Origin of the sequence: Burkholderia sp. BCC0405, from assembly GCF_902833075.1 — a bacterium.
Taxonomy (GTDB): domain Bacteria; phylum Pseudomonadota; class Gammaproteobacteria; order Burkholderiales; family Burkholderiaceae; genus Burkholderia.
In genome coordinates, this window is sequence record NZ_CADFEO010000010.1 from 166,006 (window position 1) to 190,610 (window position 24,605).

Here is a 24,605-nt window from a genome sequence, read left to right on the forward strand (position 1 = left end):
TGGATTCTTCAAACTGCGACGGCGCACGCGCCCGGACCGCTTTCGCTACTGACGCGCGAAGCCGTCGCAAGGTTCATTCGATCTTTAATTGAAATCGTTTTCCAGGAACGGACTGCGCTTCACCGCCTGGTCGAGCGTGACGAGGGTCTCCAGCAGCGCGCCCATCCGGTTCAGCGGAACCGCGTTCGGGCCGTCCGACTTTGCTTCGGCCGGATTCGGATGCGTCTCCATGAACAGGCCCGCGACGCCCGTCGCGACCGCCGCACGTGCGAGCACCGGCACGAATTCGCGCTGGCCGCCCGAGCTCGTGCCCTGCCCGCCCGGCAGCTGCACCGAGTGGGTCGCATCGAACACGACCGGGGCGCCCGTCTCGCGCATGATCGCGAGCGAACGCATGTCCGACACCAGATTGTTGTAGCCGAACGAGACACCGCGCTCGCACGCCATGAAGCGATCCTCCGACAGCCCCGCTTCACGCGCCGCTTCGCGCGCCTTGTCGATCACGTTCTTCATGTCGTGCGGCGCGAGAAACTGGCCCTTCTTGATGTTGACGGGCTTGCCCGAGCGCGCGCACGCATGGATGAAATCGGTCTGGCGGCACAGGAAGGCCGGCGTCTGCAGCACGTCGACCACCGACGCGACCTGCTCGATCTCTTCGATCGAATGCACGTCGGTCAACACCGGCAGGCCGAGCTGGCGCTTCACCTCGGAAAGAATCCGCAGGCCCTCGTCCATTCCAAGGCCCCGAAACGACTTGCCCGAGCTGCGGTTCGCCTTGTCATACGACGACTTGTAGATGAACGGAACGTTCAGCTTCGCGCAGATCTCCTTCAGGCGGCCCGCCGTGTCGATCGTCATTTGCTCCGATTCGACGACGCAGGTACCCGCGATCAGGAAGAAAGGCTGGTCGAGACCGACCTCGAAATCGCACAGCTTCATGCTTGCACTCCGCGCGCCTGCTTGTTGGCAAGCGCAGCTTCGACGAACGACTTGAAGAGGGGATGACCGTCACGCGGGGTGGACGTGAATTCCGGGTGGAACTGGACGCCGACGAACCACGGGTGCATCGAACGCGGCAATTCCATCATTTCCGGCAGATCCTCGCTCGGGGTACGGGCGCTGATGATAAGGCCGCCGGCTTCGAGCTGGGGCACGAAGCGGTTATTGACTTCATAACGGTGGCGATGGCGCTCGTTCACGTCCTTGCCATAGATTTCTTCCGCCATCGTGCCCGGCTTGATCGGGCAGCGCTGCGAACCCAGGCGCATCGTGCCGCCGAGATCGGATTCCTCGGTGCGCGTCTCGACCTTGCCGTCACGGTCGTACCACTCGGTGATCAGCGCGACCACGCGTTCCGGCGTATCCGGTTCGAATTCCGTGCTGTTCGCCTGCTTCAGGCCGACGACGTCGCGCGCGAACTCGATCACCGCGAGCTGCATGCCGAGGCAGATGCCGAGATACGGCACCTTGGCTTCACGCGCGTAGCGGATCGCCGCGATCTTGCCTTCCGTGCCGCGACGACCGAAACCGCCCGGCACCAGCACGGCGTCGAGGTGCTTCAGGCTGTCGACACCGTTCGTCTCGATCTCTTCCGAGTCGATGTACTCGATGTTGACCTTGGTCGACGTGTGCAGCGATGCATGGCGCAGCGCTTCGATCAGCGACTTGTACGACTCGGTCAGGTCGACATACTTGCCGACCATGCCGATCGTCACTTCGTGCTTCGGGTTCTCGAGCTTCTCGACGAGCTCCGACCACATGGTCAGGTCGGCGTCCTTCGGCGACAGCTTCAGTTCCTCGCAGATGATGCGATCGAGGCCCTGGTCGTGCAGCATCTGCGGAATCTTGTAGATGCTGTCGGCGTCCCACACCGAGATCACGGCGTCTTCCGGCACGTTGGAGAACATCGAGATCTTCTTCGATTCGTCGTCCGGAATGCGGCGGTCCGCACGGCACAGCAGCACGTGCGGCAGAATGCCGATCTCGCGCAACTTCTGCACGCTGTGCTGGGTCGGCTTCGTCTTCAGCTCGCCGGCCGTCGCGACGTACGGCACCAGCGTCAGGTGCACGAAGCACGCGCTGTTGCGGCCGAGGCGCAGGCTCATCTGGCGCGCGGCTTCCAGGAACGGCAGCGATTCGATGTCGCCGACCGTGCCGCCGATCTCGACGATCGCGACGTCCGGCTCACCGCAGGTGGCCGACGCGGCCCCGCGCTCGATGAACGCCTGGATTTCGTTCGTGATGTGCGGAATGACCTGCACGGTCTTGCCGAGATAGTCGCCGCGGCGTTCCTTGCGGATCACCGATTCGTAGATCTGGCCGGTCGTGAAGTTGTTGGCCTTGCGCATCTTCGTGCTGATGAAGCGCTCATAGTGGCCGAGGTCGAGGTCGGTCTCCGCTCCATCTTCCGTCACGAACACTTCCCCGTGCTGGAACGGGCTCATCGTGCCGGGGTCGACGTTGATGTAGGGATCGAGTTTGAGGAGGGTGACTTTCAGACCGCGCGATTCAAGGATCGCGGCGAGGGAAGCGGCGGCAATACCCTTGCCAAGGGAAGAAACTACGCCGCCGGTGACGAAAACATATTTGGTCATCGCTGGATGCTCGCGGGAAAAACGGATTATACCGTAAAGCCCGCCCTTCTCTCAGCAATTGACTCGATGATCGCGCCCTTTCCCGCCAGCCCGAACCGGCCGTGCGCGCCGGGGCCAAGCCGCCCGCCGGCCGGTGCAACCGTGCGTGCCGGGGGGCGCGCCCGGCCGCCACATCGCGCGTCAGGCGCGCTTCGCGAGCGGGGTGGCGCCCTGTGACACTTCACCCTCGGCCGCCTTCAGCGAATTCAGCATCCGCTGCAATGCGCGGGCGGTCTCGAGCGGCCGCTCCATCGGGAACAGGTGACTGCCCTCCAGCCATTCGACGCGGCCGCGCGCCGCGCGGCGCGTCGCATCGAGCCCGACCTGGCGCACCTCGCGCGACCGCGTGCCGGCGAGAAAACCGAGCGGCACCGGCGCGCCGTGCGCGAGCCGCGGGCCGAGCGTGTGCGGCAGCGTCCGGTAGATCAGGTATTCGACCTGCCGGTCGAACGCGAGCGCCCGCTCGCCGTCGGCGCCGGCTTGAGGAATCCCGTAGTCGATGTAGTCGGCCAGCATCCGTTCGTCCCAGCGCGCGAACGCCGGTTTCTCGCGGAAGTGCCGCCAGGCTTCGTCGCGGCTCGCCCAGCGCGTGCGCCGGTTACGCGTCGCGGCCGCCGGCGACAGCCGCTCGTCGAGCCCCGCCCATTGGCTCGCACGCAATGCGCCGGCGCGCCAGCCCGCGATGATCGGCGAATCGATCATCACGACGCCGCGCACCCATTGCGGCTTCTTCAGCGCAGCCATCAGCGACAGGTAGCCACCGAGCGAATGGCCGACGAGCCAGACGGGACGCTCGTAGCGGCTGCCGATGTCGTCGAGCAGTTGCTCGACGAGATGCGGCCAGTCGCGCGTCACCGGATAGCGACGGTCGTGGCCGATCCGTTCGATGTAGCGCAGCTCGTAGTCGTCGGCCAGTTCGGCGAAGATCGTCCTATACGTCGACGCCGGAAAACCGTTCGCATGCGAGAAATGGAGGATGTCCTTCAAACGCCGATGTCTCCTTTGTCGACCGGAGTGGGTGCTTGAGTGCCTACTCCGGTCTTATGCTTCGCTGTCGGCCGGGGTTGGTGCTTTAGCGCCTACTCCGGTCTTATGCTTCGCGGCCTGCCGGGCCCATGCTTCGGCATCGTGCGCGGAGCCCTGGCCTCGTTTCCCGATACGCCGGCTCTCGCCGCGCTCACCGATCCATCCAGTACCGTCGGCGAACGTCACGATGACGCTCGAACGCAAACCCGCCGTCGGCCGGCGCGACGTCGAACCGCACCGCGCCATCTCGATCGGTGCGCGGCAACGGAATCCCGCGCGCCGCGTAACGGGCGAGAACCGTGCGGTGCGGATGCCCGAAACGATTGCGATAGCCTACAGGAAATACTGCGACGCGCGGCCCGACCGAATCGAGGAAAGGCTCGACCGACGACGTGCGGCTGCCGTGGTGCGGAACGACCAGGATCTGCGCGGCCAGCGCGTCGCGTGCGGCGTCCACGAGCTGGCGTTCGGCGCGTGCCTCGATGTCCCCCGTCAACAGCGCGGACGTGCCGCCCGCATCGATGCGCAGCACGCACGATTGCCCGTTCGACGCGCCCGTCCCCGGGCCGCCCGATGGCCAGAGCATCGTGAAGACGACGCCATCCCAGGTCCAGCGCTGCCCGGTCGCGCACGGCAGACGGTCGGCCACGCCGGCGGCCGCCGCCTCGCGCCACAGCCGGCTCTTCGGCGGGATGCCGGCCAGCAACTGGCGCACGTCGGCCGCCGCATAGACGGCCGGTGCGCCGCCCGCGTGATCGGCATCCGCGTGACTGAGCACGAGCGAATCGATCACCGCGATGCCGCGTGCGCGCAATGCCGGCGCGAGGATCCGTGCGCCGGCATGAGTCGACTCCGCTCCCGGCCCGGCATCGAACAGCAAGGTTCGCCGCGCGGTCTCCACCAACACCGACGCGCCCTGGCCGACGTCAAGCACGGTCAGCCGGAAGCCGCCCGGCGGCGGCGCATCGGCTGCCGGCGCAACCAGCGGCAGCCACGTGAGCGGGGCCGCCCAGCGCAATGGCCAGCCGCGCGGCATCAGCGCCCATGCGACGCCCACGCACGCAAGCGCGAGTACCGGCCAGTCGGGCATGCGCAGCCAGAACACGCCGGCCGGCCAGTCGGCGAGGTGCCCAAGCAGCGTCATCATCGGTTCGAGCGCCGCATGCGCAAGCCGGAACGCGTACGCATCGAGCGGTGCGGGCAGCGCGATGCCGGCCAGCACGACCGGCGTGACGACCGAGCTGACCCAGGGAATCGCGAACGCATTGCCGAGCGGCCCCGACAGGGACATCTGCGCGAACCATGCGGCCGTCAACGGCGCGAGACCGATCGTCACCGCGTACTGCACGCGCGCGGCCTCGGCGATACGGCGCCCGGCGCGTGCGCCCCACGCACGCAACCGGCTCGACAAACCGGCCGCGCCGGCGCCCTCCTCGCTTTCCGCGTCGGCCTCGCGCGCGGCGCGCCAGCCGGCGACGGCCAGCAGGATCACGGCAACCGCCCCGAACGACAACCAGAATCCGGCCGACAGCACGGCCCACGGATCGGCAAGCAGCACGCCGCCGAGCGCCGTGCACAGCACCGCGGAAGCCGGTACGCTGCGCCCGGCCAGGTACGCGATGCAGCCGGCTGCGATCATCCACCACGCGCGCTGCGCCGGCACGTTGAAGCCGGCAAGCGCCGCGTAGCCGGCCGCGGCCGCCAGCGCGGCAAGCGCGGCCGCGTACGGTGCCGGCAGCACGAGGGTCGCGGCCCGTGCGCGCCAGCGCAGACGGCGCCAGACCATCGACACGAGCCCGCCCGCGATCGCACCGACGAGCCCGACATGCAGACCCGAGATCGCGACAAGGTGGCTCGTGCCCGTGCTGCGCAGCACACGCCAGTCGTCGTGGTCAATGCCCGACTGATCGCCGATCGCGAGCGCGGCGACGATGCCGCGATGACCCGCGTCGTCTCCCAGCGTCTCGCCGATACGCGCGCGCAGCGCGTCGCGCAGCCGATCGATCGACGCACGCCATCCCGATGCGCGCGCATCGAGCAATACCGCCCGCCGGGGCGCGCTGACATAACCGATTGCGCGAATGCCTGCGGCAAGCCACGCCGCCTCGCTGTCGCGCACGCCGGGATTGGCCTCGGCATGCGGGCGCTTCAGGCGCACGACGAAACGCCAGCGCTGTGCGGCGCGCAGATCGGGCAGCGCGTCGCGTGCCGCGGCTGCGCCATAGGCGCGCCACGACAGCCTGATCAACGGCGGAAAGCGGGCCAGCCCCGCATCGTTCGACTCGACCGCGAACAGCAGCCGCGCGCCTGTCTCGTCGACCACGGGCAGCCCTCGAATCACGCCAGTGACGACGATGTCGCGCCCTTCCCACTCGACGGGCAGGCTGTCGTCCAACCGCCATTCGGCCCGCGCGGCCGCATAGCCGAACCCGACGACGCAGGCTGCGAGCGCGCACAGCATCCATCCGAACGCGACGGCCGTACGCGTGCGCCGGCGGCGCATGCTCCACGTGCCCAGCACCACGCAGCCCGCGAGCACGGCCGCTCCGATCGTCCATGCGAGCGCACCCGGCAGCGCCGCCTGCCGCTGCAGTACGACCACGCCGAGCGCGAACGCGATCCACCACACGCGCATCGCCCCTCCTCGTCGACCCGGCACCGCCATAGAGAATGCGGCGCCTTCCGGCAACGATTATGCGGACGAAAGTGCGAGTCGCGGCAACGCGACGAGCGCGTTAGCCGAAGTGGATAGGCCAAGTGAACTGGCGTCGATCCCGCGCAATTCGGCAAGCGCGTCGCCGATGCGCGGCACCTGGTCGGGCGTGTTGCGGGATTTGTAGGCCCATTCGGGCGCGATGTCGGGTGCGTCCGTCTCGACGACGATCGCCTCGAGCGGCAACTGCGACGCGAGCCGGCGGATCTGCAGCGCACGCGTGAAGGTCACGTTGCCGCCGAAGCCGAGATGCAGCCCGTGCGCGAGATACGCTTCGGCCTGCTGGAAACTGCCGTTGAACGCATGCGCGATGCCGCGCCGCACGCCGAAACGGCGCAGCCCGGCGAGCACACGATCCTGCGACTTGCGCACATGGCACAGCACGGGCAAGTCGAATTCGCGCGCGAGCTTGAGTTGCCCCTGGTAAAAGTACTGCTGCCGGTCTTCGTCGAGCCCCGGCACGAAATAGTCGAGCCCGATCTCGCCGATCGCGACAAAGCGCGGATCGTCGAGGCTCGCCTCGATCTCCATGCGCAGCAGGTCGAGATCCTCGTCGCGTGCGCGTGGCGTATACATCGGATGGATGCCGAGCGCATAGGCCGCGCCCGGCGTGCGTTGCGCGAGCTCGCGCACCGTCGTGAAGTTGTCGCGCCCGACGCTCGGGATCACGATGCGCGACACGCCGGCCGCGCGCGCCGCGAGCGCGACCGCGTCGCGGTCGGCGTCGAACTCGGCGGCATCGAGATGGCAGTGCGTGTCGATCCACATGGCGGCAGTCCTGCGCCCTGGCGCCGCACGGGGACGAACCCGGCAGCCGGCCAAGCGCGTTCGCTTCTTACACCGGCAACACCGGCTCCTCGTGCAGCACGCCGTCGCGCAGCCGCATGATGCGGTCGCAGCGCGCGGCGAGATCGGGATCGTGCGTGACGATCACGAAGCTCGTTTCGAGCGTCTCGGACAGTTCGAGCATCAGGTTGAACACTGTATCGGCCGTCGTGCCGTCGAGGTTGCCGGTCGGCTCGTCGGCGAGCACGCATGCGGGCTTCGTGACCAGCGCGCGCGCGATCGCGACGCGTTGCCGCTCGCCGCCCGACAGCTCGCCCGGACGATGCTTCGCACGCGGGCCGAGACCGACGCGCTCGAGCATCGCCTGGGCCTGCTCGCGTGCGTCCTCGGTCGTCATCCGGCGGATGCGCAGCGGCATCGCGACGTTGTCGAGCGCGGTGAACTCGGGGAGCAGGTGATGAAACTGGTAGACGAAGCCGAGCGCGCGGTTGCGCAGTTCGTTGCGCTCGCGCTCGGCGAGTTGCGTAAACGGCTTGCCGAGCAGCGACACCTCGCCCGCGCTCGGCTCGTCGAGCCCGCCCAGCACATGCAGCAGCGTGCTCTTGCCGGAACCCGACGCACCGACGACCGCGAGCTTCTCGCCGCGCCGTACCGTCAGCTCGGTATTGTTGAGCACCTGCACGTTGAAGCCGCCCTGCACGAACGCCTTCGTGATCCCGCGCGCCTGAAGCACGTATTCCTGCATACCTGCCGAATCCTGTCTGTTGTGTTGTCGTGAATCCGCGAATGCGGTCGCGAGGTCATTCATAGCGGAGCGCCTCCGCCGGCTTCACCTTCGCGCCGCGCCAGCTCGGATAGAGCGTCGCGACGGCCGACAGCGCGAACGCAATCAGCCCGATCCGGATCACGTCGCCCGCGACGAGCTCGGACGGCAGCTCGCTGATGAAGTACACGGACGGCGGCAGGAACTGCACGCCGAACAGATGCTCGATCATCGGGATCAGCCACGGGATGCTCCAGGCGATCAGGCAGCCGAGCGCGACGCCGGACGCCGTGCCGACGAAGCCGATCGTCACGCCCTGCACGACGAAGATCTTCATGATCGACCCCGGCTGCGCGCCGAGCGTGCGCAGAATCGCGATGTCGGCCTGCTTGTTGGTCACCGTCATCACGAGCGACGACACGAGGTTGAACGCGGCCACCGCGATGATCAGCGTGAGGATGATGAACATCATCCGCTTCTCGATCTGCACGGCCGAGAACCACGTCTTGTTCTGCTGCGTCCAGTCGCGGATGTACAGGCTGCCCGACAGCGTATGCGACAGCTCGACCGCAACCTGCGGCGCCTGCTGCATGTCCTTCAGCCGCAGCCGCACGCCGGTCGGCGCCGTCATCCGGAACAGTGCCTCGGCGTCGCGGATGTTGATCATCGCGAGCGTGCTGTCGTATTCGTAGTGCCCGGACTCGAACACGCCGACGACCGTGAACTGCTTCAGCCGCGGCATCATGCCGGCCGGCGTGATCGACCCTTCCGGCGCGACCAGCGTGACCTTGTCGCCGACCGTCACGCCGAGGTTGCCCGCGAGCGCATCGCCGAGCACGATGCCGAACTGGCCCGGCACGAGCGCGCCGAGCTGGCCCGCCTTCATGTCCTTGCCGATGTCCGACACCTGCGGCTCGAGCGTCGGCTCGACGCCGCGCAGCATCACGCCGCTCACCGCGTCCTGGCGGGTCAGCAGCGCCTGCGCGTCGACGTACGGCGCCGCGCCGATCACCGACGGATTGCGGCGCGCTTCCTGCGCGGTCAGTTGCCAGTCGGGCATCGAGCCCGTCGGCGAGAACACCTCGACGTGCGCGAGCACCGACAGCATGCGGTCGCGCACCTCCTTCTGGAAGCCGTTCATTACCGACAGCACGACGATCAGCGCGGCGACGCCGAGCGCGATCCCGAGCATCGACACGAGCGCGATGAAGGAAATGAAGCCGTTACCGGTCGTGCGTTTGCCGGCGCGCGTATAGCGCCAGCCGATCTGCCATTCGTACGGAAGTTTCAAGCGAATCCTTTCTGCTGGTTACGGCGGGGTGGCGCCCCGCGGCCGGACCGCCGCCCGGTGGCGGCCACCGGCCCGGGCACGGTCGAAAAACGGCCGCCGGACGCGAGCGGGCCGTCAGCCGGCCCGATCACGCGCGCAGTTTGCCATACAATGCGCACCATCATGCACGACCGACGCCTCCATTTTCTCGTTCCGTTCGCGCTGCCGTCGGCGGCCGATGCGGCCTCGTCCCTGCACACGCTGGACAGCCCCGCGCTCGAAAAGTTGCTCGCCCGCGCGAGCCTCGTCGAGCGCGTGACCGGCGAGGACTTCCAGCGCACGCTGCCGCACGAGCGCTGGCTGGCCCGCCAGTTCGGCGCCACCCACGGCAACGCCGCCGACGAGGCGCCGCTCGCGCCCTACATGCTGCTGGCGGACGGCGGCGACCCCGGCGCACACGCGTGGGCCTGCGTCGAGCCCGTCCACGTCGAAATCGCGCACGATCACCTGGTGCTCGTCGATCCGGCGGCCCTCGCGCTCGACGACGGAGACGCAGCCGCGCTGCTCGCGGTCGCGCGGCCGCTGATCGAGGAACTCGGCGTCCGGCTCGAGGCCCCGAACCCGTCACGCTGGTACCTGTCGAGCGAGCAGCTCGTCCGCCTCGCCGGCGCCGCGCCGCTGCGCGCGAGCGGCCGCAACATCGAGATCTGGCTGCCGCACGAGGCACATACGGGCGAGCGCTCGCGGATGTGGATGAAGCTGCAGAACGAAGTGCAGATGGCGTGGTTCCAGCACCCGGTCAACGAGGCGCGCGAGGCGCGTGGCCTGCCGGCCGTCAATTCGATCTGGTTCCATGCGCAAGGCACGCTGAAGCCGGTCGGCAAGCCGTTCGCGCGCGTGCTGTCCGCCTCGCCCTCGGCGCTCGGCCTCGCGCGCGCCGCGCACGCCGACGCCGGTGCGCCGCCGGCCGCGTTCGGCACGCTGCCCGCCGCCGATGGCGCGACGCTCGTCGAACTGCCGGCGCTCACCACCCCGTTCATCGCGCAGGACTGGGCGCGCTGGCACGACGGACTCGCCGCGCTCGAGCGCGACTGGTTCGCGCCGGCCCTCGCCGCACTGCAGAGCGGCGAGCTCGCGAGCGTCGATTTCACGCTGTGCGGCGACACGAGTTCCGTAACGCTGCACGCGACGCGCGGCGACCTGCGCAAGTTCTGGCGCCGCCGCGCGCTTGCCTCCCTGTTCGAATAACAAGCAGACCCCGTATGACCCGGATCGTTACCCGCCCCGTCGCGCCCGCCGACGCCGAAGTGCTCGCGCGCCACGGCCTGCATCCCGTCCTTGCGCGCCTGTACGCATCGCGCGGCGTGCAGTCCCCCGCCGACATCGAGACCGCGCTTGCGCGGCTCGTTCCGCCCACCGAGCTGAAAGGCTGCGCCGACGCGGCATCGCTGCTCGCCGATGCAATCGCCGACAAGCGGCGCCTGCTCGTCGTCGCCGACTACGACTGCGACGGCGCGACCGCCTGCGCGGTCGCGGTGCGCGGGCTGCGGATGTTCGGCGCGCAGATCGACTACCTGGTGCCGAACCGCTTCGAATACGGCTACGGCCTCACGCCCGAGATTGTCGAACTCGCCGCCGCGCGCAAGCCCGACCTGCTGATCACCGTCGACAACGGGATCGCGAGCGTCGCGGGCGTCGAAGCCGCGAACGCACGCGGCATCGACGTGCTCGTGACCGATCACCACCTGCCCGGCGACGCGCTGCCCGCCGCGCGCGCGATCGTCAACCCGAACCAGCCCGGCTGCGCGTTCCCGAGCAAGCACCTCGCCGGCGTCGGCGTGATGTTCTACGTGCTGCTCGCGCTGCGCGCCGAGTTGCGCCGCCGCGGCGCCTTCGCGAGCAAGGAAGCCGAGCCGCGCCTCGACGGCCTGCTCGATCTCGTCGCGCTCGGCACCGTCGCCGACGTCGTGCGGCTCGACGGCAACAACCGCGTGCTCGTCGCGCAGGGACTGCAGCGCATCCGCAACGGCCGTATGCAGCCGGGCGTCGCAGCGCTGTTCCGCGCCGCCGCGCGCGAGGCGCGCACGGCATCGGGCTTCGATCTCGGCTTCGGCCTCGGCCCGCGCCTGAACGCCGCCGGGCGGCTTTCCGACATGTCGCTCGGTATCGAGTGCCTGATCACCGACGACATCGGCCGCGCGTGGGATCTCGCGCAGCAGCTCGACGTGATGAACCGCGAACGCCGCGAGATCGAGGCCGGCATGCAGCAGCAGGCGCTCGCCGATCTCGCCGATGTCGATCCTGCCGACGCGTGCACGATCACCCTCTTCAACCCCGAGTGGCACCAGGGCGTGATCGGCATCGTCGCCGGCCGGCTCAAGGAAAAATTCCACCGCCCGTCGTTCACGTTCGCGCACGCGGACGAGGAAGGCAAGCGGGTCAAGGGTTCGGGCCGCTCGATTCCCGGTTTCCACCTGCGCGACGCGCTCGACCTCGTGTCGAAACGCGAACCGGACCTGATCGTCGCGTTCGGCGGCCACGCGATGGCGGCCGGCCTCACGCTCGACACCGAGAACGTGCCACGCTTCGCGGCCGCGTTCGAGGCCGTGGCGCGCGAGTGGCTGTCCGACGACGCGCTTGCCCGCGTGATCGAGACCGACGGCGAACTCGAGGACGCGTACTTCACGCCGCAGTTCGTCGGGCTGCTCGACGAGGCCGTCTGGGGGCAGGGTTTTCCGGCCCCGCTTTTCTCGGGCGAATTCGACGTCGTGTCGCAGTCGCTCGTGAAGGAAAAGCACCTGAAGCTGCAGCTTGCGCGCGGCCGGCAGCGCTTCAACGCGATCTGGTTCAACCACACGGAGCCGCTGCCGGAGCGCGCGCTGGTCGCCTACCGCCTCGTCGCCGACACGTGGAACGGCGTCACGCGCGTCCAGCTGATCGTCGAACACGCAGCCGGCTGAGCGCGGGCCGCCCGGCCCGCGACGCCCGCCGACGCATGCGCACCGCGCCGGACGCCACCGCCGCGCGCGGGCAGGCACGGTTTGCGCCACCGGGCAACCCTGCCGATCGGCTATAATTCCGCTTTTTTACGAAGCAAGAATAGCGAGCGATCATGGAAGCGGAACGTCTCAACGCGATCGAAAGCTCCCTGCTCGACCTGCGCAATCGCGCGGGCGAGCTCCGGGGGTATCTTTGACTACGACGCCAAAGCTGCGCGTCTGACCGAAGTCAACAAGGAACTCGAAGACCCGAACGTCTGGAACGATTCGAAGAACGCCCAGGCGCTCGGTCGCGAGAAGAAGCTGCTCGAAGGCGTCGTCACGACGCTCACCGCGCTCGATAGCGACCTGCGCGACGCGCTCGACCTGTTCGAGCTGGCCCGCGAGGAAGGCGACGAGGACACCCTCGTCGCGTCGGAAGAAGACGCCGCGAAGCTCGAGGCACGCGTCGGCGACATCGAGTTCCGCCGGATGTTCTCGAACCCGGCCGACCCGAACAACTGCTTCATCGACATCCAGGCCGGCGCCGGCGGCACCGAGGCGTGCGACTGGGCATCGATGCTGCTGCGCCAGTACCTGCGCTACTGCGAACGCAAGGGCTTCAAGGCCGAAGTGCTCGAAGAGTCCGACGGCGACGTCGCCGGCATCAAGAACGCGACGGTCAAGGTGTCGGGCGAATACGCATACGGCTTCCTGCGCACCGAAACGGGCATCCACCGCCTCGTGCGCAAGTCGCCGTTCGACTCGTCGGGCGGCCGCCACACGTCGTTCTCGTCGGTGTTCGTGTATCCGGAAATCGACGACTCTATCGAAGTCGAGATCAACCCGGCCGACCTGCGCATCGACACGTACCGCGCATCGGGCGCGGGCGGCCAGCACATCAACAAGACCGACTCCGCGGTGCGGATCACGCACATGCCGACCGGTATCGTCGTGCAGTGCCAGAACGACCGCTCGCAGCACCGCAACCGCGCCGAAGCGATGGCGATGCTGAAATCGCGCCTGTACGAAGTTGAAATGCGCAAGCGCCAGGCCGAACAGGACAAGCTCGAATCGAGCAAGACCGATGTGGGCTGGGGCCACCAGATCCGTTCGTACGTGCTCGATCAGAGCCGCGTGAAGGACCTGCGCACGAACGTCGAAATGAGCAACACGCGAGCCGTCCTCGACGGCGACCTCGACGACTTCATCAGCGCGAGCCTCAAACAGGGCGTGTAAGCGCCGCGGTGCGACCCTGCCGGGTCGCGCCCCCTTGCCCTTCCCGTTTGCGTTGCCGCACCACTCCGAATTCCGACCATCATGACCGAACCGACCCAAACGCAGCCCGCCGTCACCGCGGACGAAAACCAGATCATCGCCGAGCGCCGCGAGAAGCTGCGCGCCCTGCGCGAGCAAGGCGTCGCCTACCCGAACGATTTCCGCCCGACGCATCACGCAGCCGATCTGCAGACGACATTCGCCGACTCGGACAAGGCCGCGCTCGAAGCGAACCCGGTCGAGGTGTCGGTCGCCGGCCGCATGATGCTCAAGCGCGTGATGGGCAAGGCGAGCTTCGCGACGGTGCAGGACGGTTCGGGCCAGATCCAGTTCTTCGTGACGCCGAACGACGTCGGCGCGGAAACCTACGACGCATTCAAGAAGTGGGATCTCGGCGACATCGTCGCCGCGCGCGGCGTGCTGTTCCGCACCAACAAGGGCGAGTTGTCGGTCCAGTGCAAGGAACTGCGCCTGCTGTCGAAGGCGCTGCGCCCGCTGCCGGACAAGTTCCACGGCCTGTCGGACCAGGAAATGCGCTACCGCCAGCGCTACGTCGACCTGATCGTCACGCCGGAAACGCGCGACACGTTCCGCGCGCGCACCAAGACGATCGCGTCGATCCGCAAGTTCATGGATTCCGCCGACTTCATGGAAGTCGAGACGCCGATGCTGCACCCGATCCCGGGCGGCGCGGCCGCGAAGCCGTTCGTCACGCATCACAACGCGCTCGACATGCAGATGTTCCTGCGGATCGCGCCGGAGCTGTACCTGAAGCGCCTGATCGTCGGCGGCTTCGAACGCGTGTTCGAAATCAACCGCAACTTCCGGAATGAAGGCGTGTCGCCGCGTCACAACCCGGAATTCACGATGATGGAGTTCTACGCCGCGTACACCGACTATCGCTGGCTGATGGACTTCACCGAGCAACTGATCCGCCAGGCGGCGATCGATGCGCTCGGCACTGCGACGATCCAGTACCAGGGCCGTGAACTCGACCTCGCGAAGCCGTTCCACCGCCTGACGATCACGCAGGCGATCCAGAAGTACGCACCGGAGTACACCGACGGCCAGCTGTCGGACGACGCGTTCCTGCGCACCGAACTGAAGCGCTTCGGCGTCGACGTGTCGCAGCCGGCGTTCCTGAACGCGGGTATCGGCGCGCTGCAGCTCGCGCTGTTCGAGGAAACGGCCGAAGCGCAGCTGTGGGAGCCGACCTTCATCATCGACTACCCGGTCGAAGTGTCGCCGCTCGCACGCGCATCGGACACGGTGCCCGGCATCACCGAGCGTTTCGAGCTGTTCATGACCGGCCGCGAGATCGCGAACGGCTTCTCGGAGCTGAACGATCCGGAAGACCAGGCTGCGCGCTTCAAGAAGCAGGTCGAGCAGAAGGATGCGGGCGACGAGGAAGCGATGTTCTTCGACGCCGACTACATCCGCGCGCTCGAATACGGGATGCCTCCGACCGGCGGCTGCGGGATCGGCATCGACCGTCTCGTGATGCTGCTGACCGACAGCCCGACGATCCGCGACGTGCTGCTGTTCCCGCATCTGCGCCGCGAAGACTGATCGCGGCACCCGCGTGTGCGCCGCCCCCTGCGGCGCGCACGCGTCAGCTTTGTAACGACGCGTAAATCCCGCCCGCCGGCGTCCGCCGGCTTTCGATCCTCCCCCGTTTTATCCCCTCATTGCGACGGCCTACCCCGGGTTTCCCCGGTAACGATCGCCCGCGCCCCGCTGCAATTCGTTACACCTTGATACGGTGCGCCCGTCGCCGCTCGACGACACTCCTTTTGCGTCACCACGCATGACCGCGGGACCAGAACGAGGCGCCGGAACGCCGAGTCTGCTCGACCCCGAAGCGTGGGATCCGGCCCGGCGCCGACGCGCCGATCCGAATCGACATCGGAGAAAAAAATGGACAACCAGAATCAGACCACGCCGCAAAAGCAACGCCTCCATCCGCTGATCGCCACCGCCGCCGGCGCCGTCATCGTCGCCAGCCTCGCGGCGACGGCAGCGATCACGGGTGTATTCCCGAAGGCCAGCAGCAGCAACGAACAGAACGGCCAGACCCAGGCCGCGCTGATCGCGTCGCAGCCGGCCGTCGATACGGCCGCGGCCGCGAGCGCCGCGCTGGCCGCGCAAGCCCAGCAGCAGGCCGCCGAACAGGCCGCCGCGCAGCAGAAGGCGCTCGCGCAGGCCGAACCGAAGCCCGCCCCGCGCCCGACGACGACGCACCGCCGTCACACGTCGGCGCCGCAGCCGCCGCAATACGCGCAACAGCCGTCGACGCCTGCCCAGGCGGCCTACTGCCAGAGCTGCGGCACGGTCGTCGCGATCACGCAGACGCGCACGCCGGGGCAGAGCTCCGGGATCGGCGCCGTTGGCGGCGCGGCTGCCGGCGGCCTGCTCGGCAACCAGTTCGGCCACGGTAACGGCCGCACCGCGATGACGATCATCGGCGCGCTGGGCGGCGGTCTCGCCGGCAACCAGGTCGAGAAGCAGGTACGCGCGGAAACCGATTATCAGGTGCAGGTACAGATGGAAAGCGGCGCGACGCGCACGTTCACGTACCACAATCCGCCGCCGTTCGGCCAGGGCCAGCGCGTGCGGATCGAGAACGGCACGCTGGTCGGCGCATAAGCGCCCGCTGCCCGCGCGTCGCACGGGCAAGCGACCTGAAAACGAAAACGGCTCGCGAGCGATCGCTCACGAGCCGTTTTCTCATTCGAGCCGGCGTGCGCCATGGCGGCACACGCCGTGCTCAATCTTCGTCGTCGAAGTCCGATTCGTCGATCCAGTGCGCCTGGATCGCTTCGAGGATCTTCTCTCCGGAATGCTTCGGATCGTCGTCGAAGCCGTCGAGCTCGAGCACCCACTGGCGCAGGTCGACGAAGTTGATCCGCTGCGGGTCGATGTCCGGGTGCTTGTCCGCCAGCGCAATGGCTATTTCACGCGAATCGGTCCATTTCATCGCCTGCCTCCGGTTCCTGTCAGTGGTTTTCCTTCGCGTGGTTGATCGAGTACTTCGGAATCTCGACCACCAGGTCCGAATCTTCCTTCACGATCGCCTGGCACGACAGGCGCGACGTCGGCTCGAGGCCCCACGCCTTGTCCAGCAGATCGTCCTCGTCCTCCTCGGACGGCGTCAGATCGTTAAAGCCTTCGCGGATCACCACGTGGCACGTCGTGCACGCGCACGACTTCTCGCATGCATGCTCGATCTCGATTCCGTGGTCGAGCAGGTTGTCGCAGATACTCTTGCCGGGCGTCGCGTCGATCACTGCGCCATCCGGGCACAGTTCGACGTGAGGCAGCACCACCAGTTGAGGCATGTCCGTTCCGTCAGTCAGGGTGCGGCGCCAGGCGCCGCACGGTTCATTATCGCGCGGGCCGTCGCCGGCCGATGCGCAGTTCGTGAGTTCAGATCTCGTCGAGCCGGCGGCCCGACAGCGCGCGCTTGATGCTCTTGTCCATCCGGCGCGCCGCGAATTCGTCGGTGCCGTCGGCCAGCGCCTTGGTCGCCGCTTCGATCGCGTTCGTATCGTCGCCTTGCGCGACCGCACGCAGCGCCGCGGCCAACGTGTCGACTTGCGTGCGCTCGTCCGCATCGAGCAGTTCGCCGTCGGCCGCCAGCGCAGCCTGCGTCGCCTCGAGCATCCGTTCGGCCTCGACCTGCGCTTCGCGCAATGCGCGCGCACGCATGTCGATTTCGGCGGTCTTGAAGCTGTCCTCGAGCATCTTCGCAATGTCGTCGTCGGCAAGACCGTACGACGGTTTCACGACGACCGATGCCTCGACGCCCGACAGCTGTTCGCGGGCAAACACCGACAGCAGGCCGTCCGCGTCGACCTGGTACGTCACGCGAATGCGTGCGGCGCCGGCCGTCATCGGCGGAATGCCGCGCAGCTCGAAACGCGCGAGCGACCGGCAATCGGCGACGAGTTCGCGCTCGCCCTGCACCACGTGGATCGCCATCGCGGTCTGGCCATCCTTGAAGGTCGTGAATTCCTGCGCGCGTGCGATCGGAATCGTCGAGTTGCGCGGAATGATCTTCTCGACGAGGCCGCCCATCGTCTCGACACCGAGCGACAGCGGAATCACGTCGAGCAGCAGCCAGTCGTCGCCGGTGCCGCGATTGCCCGCGAGCAGGTCGGCCTGGATCGCCGCGCCGAGCGCGACGACCTGGTCCGGATCGAGGTTCACGAGCGGCGGCTGGCCGAAATATTTCGCGACCGCATCGCGGATCACCGGCATGCGCGTCGCGCCGCCGACAAGCACGACACCCTTGATGTCGGCCGGCGTCACCTGCGCATCGCGCAGCGCCTTGCGGGTCGGCGTGAGCGTGCGCTGCACGAGCGGCTCGACGAGCGACGCGAATGTATCGTGGGAGATCGTCTGCACGAGGTGCGCGCCACCCGACAGCGTGACGTCGAGCGACGCCTGCGGTGCGGACGACAGCGCTTCTTTCAGCACGCGCACGCGGTCGAGCAACAGGCGCACGTCCTCGGGCGCGAGCGTCCTCGCATCGATGCCGGCCTGCGCGAGCACGTGATCGAACAGCACATGGTCGAAATCGTCACCGCCGAGCGCGGAATCGCCGCCTGCGGCCAGCACCTCGAACACGCCCTTCGTCAGCTTCAGGATCGACAGGTCGAACGTACCGCCGCCGAGGTCATAAACCGCGTAGAGGCCTTCGGCCCCGTTGTCGAGACCGTAGGCGATCGCCGCGGCGGTCGGTTCGTTCAGCAGGCGCAGCACGTTGAGGCCCGCGAGGCGCGCGGCATCCTTGGTCGCCTGGCGTTGCGCTTCATCGAAATACGCGGGCACCGTGATCACCGCGCCGACCAGGTCGTCGCCAAGCGAATCTTCCGCGCGATAGCGCAATGTCGCGAGAATCTCGGCCGACACTTCGACCGGACTCTTCACGCCGTCGATGGTGCGGATCTGCACCATGCCCGGCGCATCGACGAATTCGTACGGCGCGTTCGCCGCGCCTTCGACCTCGGCCTTGCCGCGCCCCATGAAGCGCTTGACCGACACGATCGTGTTGCGCGGATCGGTCGCGGCCTGCTCTTTCGCCTCATGGCCGATGCGTCGGCCGCCCTTCTCGAGATAGCGGACCACCGACGGCAGCAGCACGCGGCCCGCTTCGTCCGGCAGGACTTCGGGCACGCTGTTGCGCACCGCCGCGACGAGCGAATTCGTCGTGCCGAGATCGATCCCGACGGCGAGTCGCCGCTGATGCGGCGCCGGTGCCATGCCCGGTTCGGAAATTTGCAGTAAAGCCATCTTGGTTCGTTCGGGCGCTCGGCCCGTTTGCTGCGCGTGCCGCAAGGCACGCGGTTAAGTTTCGAGGCGCTCGATCTGCGCGCCCACTTCCGACGCGACCCGTTCGATGAACATCAGCTGGCGCACGGCCTCGGCGGCCGCCTGATCGGCGCCGCTGTCGAGCAGCGTGCCGAGGCGCTCCACGCGCACGCGCCGCTCTTCGCGCAACTCGGCGAGCAGCGCGTCGAGCGCATCGACGTTGCGGGCGGCCGCGGCATCCTCGATGCCCTCGCGCCACTCCATCTGCTGCATCAGGAACGCAGGCTCCATCGCGGTGTTGTTTTCCGCGCCGATGTCGACGCCGCGCAGCGACAGCAGATACGACGCGCGCTTCAACGGATCGCGCAGCGTGCGATACGCCTCGTTCGTGCGGGTTGCCCATTGCATCGCGATGCGCTTCTGCGCATCGCCGGCCGCCGCGAAGCGGTCCGGATGCACCTGCGTCTGCACCGTCCGATAGGCGGCGTCGAGCACCGTCTCGTCGAGCGCGAATTGCGCCGGCAGGTGAAACAGGTCGAAGTGGCTGTCTTTCAGCGAAACCATCGTCGCGTTCAATTCCGGTTCGTCGCACGGCAAACGCCGCACATTAAAAAGGCGGCCCGTGCCGCCTCTTGCCCGCATCGCGCGGAGATCCGCGTCGTCACACGCGGAACGATTCGCCGCAGCCGCATTCGTCCTTCACGTTCGGGTTATTGAACTTGAACCCCTCGTTCAGGCCTTCACGTGCAAAGTCGAGCTCGGTGCCGTCGATGTAGGCCAGGCTCTTCGGATCGACAACGACCTTCACGCCATGGCTCTCGAACACCTGATCCTCGGGAGCCAGCTCGTCGACATACTCGAGCTTGTACGCGAGCCCCGAGCACCCGGTCGTGCGAACGCCAAGCCGCAGGCCCACACCTTTGCCGCGACGGACGAGGTATTTCTGGACGTGCTGTGCTGCTTTTTCGGTCAGTGTAATTGCCATGATGTCCTTGCCGCGGCGCGCCACAGGGACCCGCCGCGTTCCTTCACTCGCGTGCTCGATGCCGCTCAGGCCGCTGCCTGATCGCCTTCCTTGGTGTCGTGACGCTTCTTGTAGTCGGCCACGGCTGCCTTGATCGCATCTTCCGCGAGGATCGAGCAGTGAATCTTCACCGGCGGCAGCGCGAGTTCCTCGGCGATTTGCGTGTTCTTGATCGACAGTGCTTCGTCGAGCGTCTTGCCCTTCACCCACTCGGTGACGAGCGAGCTCGACGCGATCGCCGAACCGCAACCGTAGGTCTTGAACTTCGCGTCTTCGATCACGCCGTCCGCGCCGACGCGGATCTGCAGCTTCATCACGTCGCCGCAGGCCGGCGCGCCGACCATGCCCGTGCCGACCGTGTCGTCGTCCTTCGCGAACGAACCGACGTTGCGCGGGTTTTCGTAGTGATCCAGAACCTTGTTGCTGTAAGACATGACTCAGACTCCTTGACTCGTTACGTCTGCGTGCGCGAATCCGCCCGCGGGTATGTTCAGTACGGCGCTCAGTGAGCGGCCCATTCGATCGTCGACAGATCGATGCCTTCCTGGTGCATTTCCCAGAGCGGCGAGAGTTCGCGCAGCTTCGCGATCTTGCTGTTCAGCAGGTTGATCACGAAGTCGACTTCCTGCTCCGTCGTGAAGCGGCCGACCGTGAAGCGGATCGAGCTGTGTGCCAGCTCGTCGTTGCGGCCGAGCGCACGCAGCACGTACGACGGCTCCAGCGACGCCGACGTGCATGCGGAGCCCGACGACACCGCGACGTCCTTGATCGCCATGATCAGCGACTCGCCTTCGACGAAGTTGAAACTGATGTTGAGGTTGTGCGGGACACGGCGCTCCATGTCGCCGTTCACGTACGTTTCCTCGATCTGCGACAGGCCGCGCAGCAGCTTGTCGCGCAGCATGCGGACGCGCTCGTTTTCCGTCGCCATTTCTTCGCGCGCGATACGGAACGCTTCGCCCATCCCGACGATCTGGTGCGTCGCCAGCGTGCCCGAACGCATGCCGCGCTCGTGGCCGCCGCCGTGCATCTGCGCTTCGATGCGCACGCGCGGCTTGCGGCGCACGTACAGCGCGCCGATGCCCTTCGGGCCGTAGGTCTTGTGCGCCGAGAACGACATCAGGTCGACCTTCAGCTTCGCGAGGTCGATCCCGACCTTGCCGGTCGACTGGGCGGCATCGACGTGGAACACGATGCCCTTCTCGCGGCAGATTTCACCGATCGTCTCGATGTCCTGGATCACGCCGATCTCGTTGTTCACGTGCATCACCGACACGAGGATCGTGTCCGGGCGCAGCGCGGCCTTGAACACGTCGAGGTCGATCAGGCCGTCATCCTTCACGTCGAGGTAGGTGACTTCGAAACCGTCACGCTCGAGCTCGCGGCACGTGTCGAGCACGGCCTTGTGCTCGGTCTTCACCGTGACGATGTGCTTGCCCTTGCCCTTGTAGAAGTTCGCGGCGCCCTTGATCGCGAGGTTGTCCGATTCCGTTGCACCGGACGTCCAGATGATCTCGCGCGGATCCGCGTTCACGAGCGCGGCCACGTTCTCGCGCGCCTCCTCGACCGCACGCTCCGCGTCCCAGCCATACGCGTGGCTGCGTGACGCCGGGTTGCCGAACTGCTCGCGCAGGTACGGCACCATCTTGTCGACCACGCGCGGGTCGACCGGCGTCGTCGCGCTGTAATCCATATAGATGGGCAGGTGGAGAGTGTCTTGGGTCATCTGTCGCTCCGGGAATTCTGTGCAGGGACTATGTGCGTTATGGGGTATGGCGGCGCTTTCGCGCTCACGAACTCGCGATGTTGAACACCGAATTGGGGCCGAGCGGCATCGTACGCACCGGTTCGGCCGGCGCGGCGACGGGCTCCGGCGTGCGCCGGTCGCGCAGCACCGCAGGGGCGCCCTCGCGAGCGCGCTGCTGATCGACGAGATCCTGCAGCGACACCGAATCGAGGTATTCGACCATCTTCTGGTTCAGCGTCGACCACAGCTCGTGCGTCATGCAATGGCCGTCGGGCTGCTTCGAGCCGTCGCACGTGCCTTTGCCGCCGCACTGCGTGGCGTCGAGCGGTTCATCGACCGCGATGATGATGTCGGCAACGGTGACGTCCTGCGCGCGACGCGCGAGGTTGTAGCCGCCGCCGGGGCCGCGCACGGATTCGACGATTTCATGCCTGCGCAGCTTGCCGAACAGCTGTTCGAGATACGAGAGCGAAATCCGCTGGCGCTGGCTGATGCCTGCAAGCGTCACCGGGCCCTGCTCCTGGCGCAGTGCCAAGTCAATCATCGCCGTGACGGCGAAACGGCCTTTGGTGGTGAGTCTCATGGTGTCTAGGGGACTGCAATCTTGACGATTTTGGTCAAGTATAAATATTTGACGATTTTAGTCAAGTATCCATGTCTTTGAAAGGGTATTCGCAGACCGCTGAATACCGCGCGATCAGCGCTCCGTGCGGGCCCGGAGCGTCTCCAGCAGGCCCGCGCACGCGCGCTCGACCTGATCGAGCACCCGCTCGAAGCCCTGCGCACCGCCGAAATAGGGATCGGCCACTTCGGTTTCGGTCGAATCCGGCGCGAATTCCATCAGCAGGCGCACTTTGTCGCGATACTGCGGCGGACAGCGGCGACGCAACTCCGCGAGATTCGCCTCGTCCATCGCGAGCAGCAGGTCGAAGCGTTCGAAATCCGCCGCGCTCACCTGTCGTGCGCGCAGCGCCGACAGGTCGTAGCCGCGGCCACGTGCGGCAGCCTGCGCACGCGTATCGGGCGACTCGCCGACATGCCAGTCGCCCGTCCCGGCCGAATCGATCGCGATCCGGTCCGCCAGCGCGGCCGCGTCGACCTGGTGACGCATCACCCCTTCCGTGGTGGGCGAACGGCAGATGTTGCCGAGACAGACGAAACAGATCGAAACGCGGGTCATCGCACTATCGCAAAGCCGCGGCAAGCCGCGTGGGAGAACAACGCGCCATTATACAAAGGCGGCCGAAATCGCGCCGCCGCGCAAAGCGACGGCGCCATGCCTTACAGCGCCTTCGGCGCGGTGAGCACGACATCGCCGGAAGCCGCCGGCAGCGGCGTCGCCGCGTCGCCGACCAGCCCGAACGACACCGCGCGCGCCAGCTCGGCGGAAGCCTGGTGAACCGCGAGCGGACCACGCGACGGCGCGTCGGCCATCGCATGAAGATAGGCAGCCGCGGCCAGCGGAACGACGATTGCCAGCGGCCAGTACATCGATATTGTCTTTTTCATGATGCGGACCTCCTTGACCCCGTACCCCGGAACCTAATTCCGGAGACTACAGACAGGATTCTATAGCCCGCATCTATCGAGATAAATATGTAAATAGCGAACGCACTGTTGTCGCCGGATGAACAGTCGTCAGCCGAGGTGGCTTTGCGACGCCGCGTACAGTTCGCGGAACGTGCGCCCGGTCGGCGTCGGCATGTCGCGCGTGTCCATCCAGCCGCCCATCATCGGCAGGCGCCGCAGCGTGCCGCCGTTGCCGCCCAGCCGCTCGAGGATGCGTACCGCGAGCTTGGTCGTCAGCGCGTACAGCATCGGCCGCCGCGCGACGAAGCCCCACGCGGCGAGCGCCGCGCGCTCGCGCCACGGCCGCAGGTGCCGCTCGACCTGCTTCTCGCGCAGCGTGCGCAACAGGTGCGACAGCGGAATCCCGGCCGGGCACACGCTGTCGCATTCCCCGCATAGGGTGGCCGCCTGCGGCAGGTCGAGCGAGCGGTCGAGCCCGACGTAGCTCGGCGTCAGCACTGACCCCATCGGCCCCGGGTAGACCCAGCCGTACGCATGGCCGCCAACCTTCTGGTAAACCGGACAATGGTTCATGCATGCGCCGCAGCGGATACAGCGCAGCATCTCCTGGAATTCGCCGCCGATCAGCCCGGTGCGGCCGCCGTCGACGAGCACCACGTAGTTGTGCTCGGGACCGTCCTCGTCGTCCGGCCCGCGCGGCCCGGTCAGCAGCGAGAAGTAGTTCGACGTCTTTTGCCCCGTCGCGGAGCGCGGCAGCAGGCGCATCGCGGTCGCGAGATCCTCGAGCGTCGGCAGCACCTTCTCGATGCCCGTCACCGCCACATGCACGCGCGGCATCACCGTGCACATCCCTTCGTTCCCTTCGTTCGTCACGATCGCGACCGAACCCGTCTCGGCGATCACGAAGTTGCCGCCCGTCACGCCCATGTCGGCCGACATGAAATGCGGGCGCAGCACCTCGCGCGCCTCGCGCGTCATGTCCGGAATTTCGGTGAGCCGCTCGCGATGGTGCGTGCGCGCGAACAGGTCGGCAATCTCGTCCTTGTCCTTGTGCACGACGGGCGCAATGATGTGGCTCGGCGGCTCGTTGTCGTTGATCTGCAGGATGTATTCGCCGAGATCCGTCTCGATCGACTGCACGCCCATCTCCGCGAGCACCGCGTTCAGACGCATTTCCTCGGACACCATCGACTTGGTCTTGATGACCTTCTTTACGTCGTGACGGCGCGCGATGTCGGCCACGAGCCGCGCGGCATCCGCGGTCGTTTCGGCGAACAGCACCGTCGTGCCGCGCCGCGTCGCCTCGCGCTCGAACGCCTCGAGCCACACGTCGAGGTTCTCCAGCGCGCGGTTGCGGCGGTCCTTCAGTGCGGCTCGCGTGGCCGGGAAGTCGATCGCGGTCATCGCGTCGGCGCGCGCGGACACGAATTTCGTCGACAGCTTCTTCAGGTTCTGCTGCAGGCGCTGGTCGGCGAGCTTCTGGCCGGCGCGCGCCTTGAAATGCATCGATTGGACTTGCATCGCGGTATCGGGGGAAAAGTGAG

Annotated in this window: 23 protein-coding genes; 5 read left to right on the plus strand and 18 right to left on the minus strand. The window is 67.3% G+C overall.

Features of this window, described 5'->3' with window-relative positions; translation table 11 throughout:
- Nucleotides 1–84: 84 nt before the first annotated feature.
- The 7 genes from kdsA to HWX36_RS18630 form a co-directional block, all read right to left on the minus strand.
- On the minus strand, nt 85–939 hold the full coding sequence (gene kdsA, locus HWX36_RS18600; protein ID WP_175953493.1) for a 3-deoxy-8-phosphooctulonate synthase: 855 nt from the start codon (nt 937–939) through the stop codon (nt 85–87).
- Nucleotides 936–2,594, minus strand: coding sequence for a CTP synthase (locus HWX36_RS18605; RefSeq protein ID WP_175953495.1), 1,659 nt, complete (start codon nt 2,592–2,594; stop codon nt 936–938). The genes kdsA and HWX36_RS18605 overlap by 4 nt, the downstream gene beginning before the upstream one ends.
- 180 nt (nt 2,595–2,774) lie before the next feature.
- Complete coding sequence (locus HWX36_RS18610) at nt 2,775–3,620, minus strand: alpha/beta hydrolase (RefSeq protein ID WP_175953497.1); 846 nt, start codon at nt 3,618–3,620, stop codon at nt 2,775–2,777.
- 190 nt (nt 3,621–3,810) lie between these two features.
- The gene (locus HWX36_RS18615) at nt 3,811–6,294 is read right to left on the minus strand and encodes a DNA internalization-related competence protein ComEC/Rec2 (RefSeq protein WP_175953500.1); all 2,484 of its coding nucleotides are present in this window, start codon (nt 6,292–6,294) and stop codon (nt 3,811–3,813) included.
- A gap of 57 nt (nt 6,295–6,351) precedes the next feature.
- On the minus strand, nt 6,352–7,140 hold the full coding sequence (locus HWX36_RS18620; RefSeq protein ID WP_175953502.1) for a TatD family hydrolase: 789 nt from the start codon (nt 7,138–7,140) through the stop codon (nt 6,352–6,354).
- Nucleotides 7,141–7,207: 67 nt separating this feature from the next.
- Complete coding sequence (lolD, locus tag HWX36_RS18625; protein WP_175953504.1) at nt 7,208–7,903, minus strand: lipoprotein-releasing ABC transporter ATP-binding protein LolD; 696 nt, start codon at nt 7,901–7,903, stop codon at nt 7,208–7,210.
- 55 nt (nt 7,904–7,958) lie between these two features.
- Nucleotides 7,959–9,212, minus strand: coding sequence for a lipoprotein-releasing ABC transporter permease subunit (locus HWX36_RS18630; RefSeq protein WP_175953507.1), 1,254 nt, complete (start codon nt 9,210–9,212; stop codon nt 7,959–7,961).
- Between the two features lie 162 nt (nt 9,213–9,374).
- Between HWX36_RS18630 and HWX36_RS18635 the strand changes: the two genes are divergently transcribed.
- From HWX36_RS18635 to HWX36_RS18655, 5 genes are all read left to right on the plus strand, one after another.
- The gene (locus tag HWX36_RS18635; RefSeq protein ID WP_226196644.1) at nt 9,375–10,439 is read left to right on the plus strand and encodes a regulator; all 1,065 of its coding nucleotides are present in this window, start codon (nt 9,375–9,377) and stop codon (nt 10,437–10,439) included.
- A 14-nt stretch (nt 10,440–10,453) separates the two neighbouring features.
- A complete protein-coding gene (gene recJ / locus HWX36_RS18640) occupies nt 10,454–12,151 on the plus strand; it encodes a single-stranded-DNA-specific exonuclease RecJ (protein WP_175953511.1) in 1,698 nt (565 codons plus the stop codon).
- 152 nt (nt 12,152–12,303) lie between these two features.
- Nucleotides 12,304–13,408 (plus strand): peptide chain release factor 2 gene (gene prfB / locus HWX36_RS18645; protein WP_105392842.1). Its coding sequence is split into 2 segments (ribosomal slippage): nt 12,304–12,384 and nt 12,386–13,408, totalling 1,104 coding nucleotides; the frame shifts between segments, so codons are not numbered across the junction.
- A gap of 81 nt (nt 13,409–13,489) precedes the next feature.
- Nucleotides 13,490–15,016 carry a lysine--tRNA ligase gene (lysS, locus tag HWX36_RS18650; protein WP_175953513.1) on the plus strand — a complete coding sequence of 509 codons (1,527 nt, stop codon included), beginning with the start codon at nt 13,490–13,492 and terminating at the stop codon, nt 15,014–15,016.
- Nucleotides 15,017–15,364: 348 nt separating this feature from the next.
- Entirely contained in the window at nt 15,365–16,093 is a 729-nt protein-coding gene (locus HWX36_RS18655; RefSeq protein WP_175953515.1) for a glycine zipper 2TM domain-containing protein, read from the plus strand.
- A gap of 121 nt (nt 16,094–16,214) precedes the next feature.
- Here HWX36_RS18655 and iscX read toward each other — a convergent pair whose 3' ends face one another.
- From iscX to HWX36_RS18710, 11 genes are all read right to left on the minus strand, one after another.
- Complete coding sequence (gene iscX, locus HWX36_RS18660) at nt 16,215–16,424, minus strand: Fe-S cluster assembly protein IscX (RefSeq protein WP_021157676.1); 210 nt, start codon at nt 16,422–16,424, stop codon at nt 16,215–16,217.
- A gap of 19 nt (nt 16,425–16,443) precedes the next feature.
- A complete protein-coding gene (gene fdx / locus HWX36_RS18665; protein ID WP_006478392.1) occupies nt 16,444–16,785 on the minus strand; it encodes an ISC system 2Fe-2S type ferredoxin in 342 nt (113 codons plus the stop codon).
- Nucleotides 16,786–16,873: 88 nt separating this feature from the next.
- Nucleotides 16,874–18,742, minus strand: a complete 1,869-nt coding sequence (gene hscA / locus HWX36_RS18670) for a Fe-S protein assembly chaperone HscA (RefSeq protein ID WP_175953517.1) — start codon at nt 18,740–18,742, stop codon at nt 16,874–16,876.
- A gap of 54 nt (nt 18,743–18,796) precedes the next feature.
- On the minus strand, nt 18,797–19,324 hold the full coding sequence (gene hscB / locus HWX36_RS18675) for a Fe-S protein assembly co-chaperone HscB (RefSeq protein ID WP_175953519.1): 528 nt from the start codon (nt 19,322–19,324) through the stop codon (nt 18,797–18,799).
- Nucleotides 19,325–19,421: 97 nt separating this feature from the next.
- The gene (iscA, locus tag HWX36_RS18680) at nt 19,422–19,745 is read right to left on the minus strand and encodes an iron-sulfur cluster assembly protein IscA (protein ID WP_011885413.1); all 324 of its coding nucleotides are present in this window, start codon (nt 19,743–19,745) and stop codon (nt 19,422–19,424) included.
- 65 nt (nt 19,746–19,810) lie between these two features.
- A complete protein-coding gene (iscU, locus tag HWX36_RS18685) occupies nt 19,811–20,218 on the minus strand; it encodes a Fe-S cluster assembly scaffold IscU (protein ID WP_006481982.1) in 408 nt (135 codons plus the stop codon).
- A 68-nt stretch (nt 20,219–20,286) separates the two neighbouring features.
- Nucleotides 20,287–21,510: an IscS subfamily cysteine desulfurase gene (locus HWX36_RS18690; protein WP_175953522.1), complete on the minus strand. Its 1,224-nt coding sequence runs from the start codon at nt 21,508–21,510 to the stop codon at nt 20,287–20,289.
- A 64-nt stretch (nt 21,511–21,574) separates the two neighbouring features.
- Nucleotides 21,575–22,114 carry a Fe-S cluster assembly transcriptional regulator IscR gene (gene iscR / locus HWX36_RS18695; protein WP_009691731.1) on the minus strand — a complete coding sequence of 180 codons (540 nt, stop codon included), beginning with the start codon at nt 22,112–22,114 and terminating at the stop codon, nt 21,575–21,577.
- A gap of 114 nt (nt 22,115–22,228) precedes the next feature.
- On the minus strand, nt 22,229–22,711 hold the full coding sequence (locus tag HWX36_RS18700; RefSeq protein ID WP_175953524.1) for a low molecular weight protein-tyrosine-phosphatase: 483 nt from the start codon (nt 22,709–22,711) through the stop codon (nt 22,229–22,231).
- A 101-nt stretch (nt 22,712–22,812) separates the two neighbouring features.
- Nucleotides 22,813–23,040, minus strand: a complete 228-nt coding sequence (locus HWX36_RS18705; RefSeq protein WP_175953527.1) for a hypothetical protein — start codon at nt 23,038–23,040, stop codon at nt 22,813–22,815.
- Nucleotides 23,041–23,169: 129 nt separating this feature from the next.
- The gene (locus tag HWX36_RS18710; RefSeq protein ID WP_175953529.1) at nt 23,170–24,582 is read right to left on the minus strand and encodes a lactate utilization protein B; all 1,413 of its coding nucleotides are present in this window, start codon (nt 24,580–24,582) and stop codon (nt 23,170–23,172) included.
- Between the last annotated feature and the right edge of the window lie 23 nt (nt 24,583–24,605).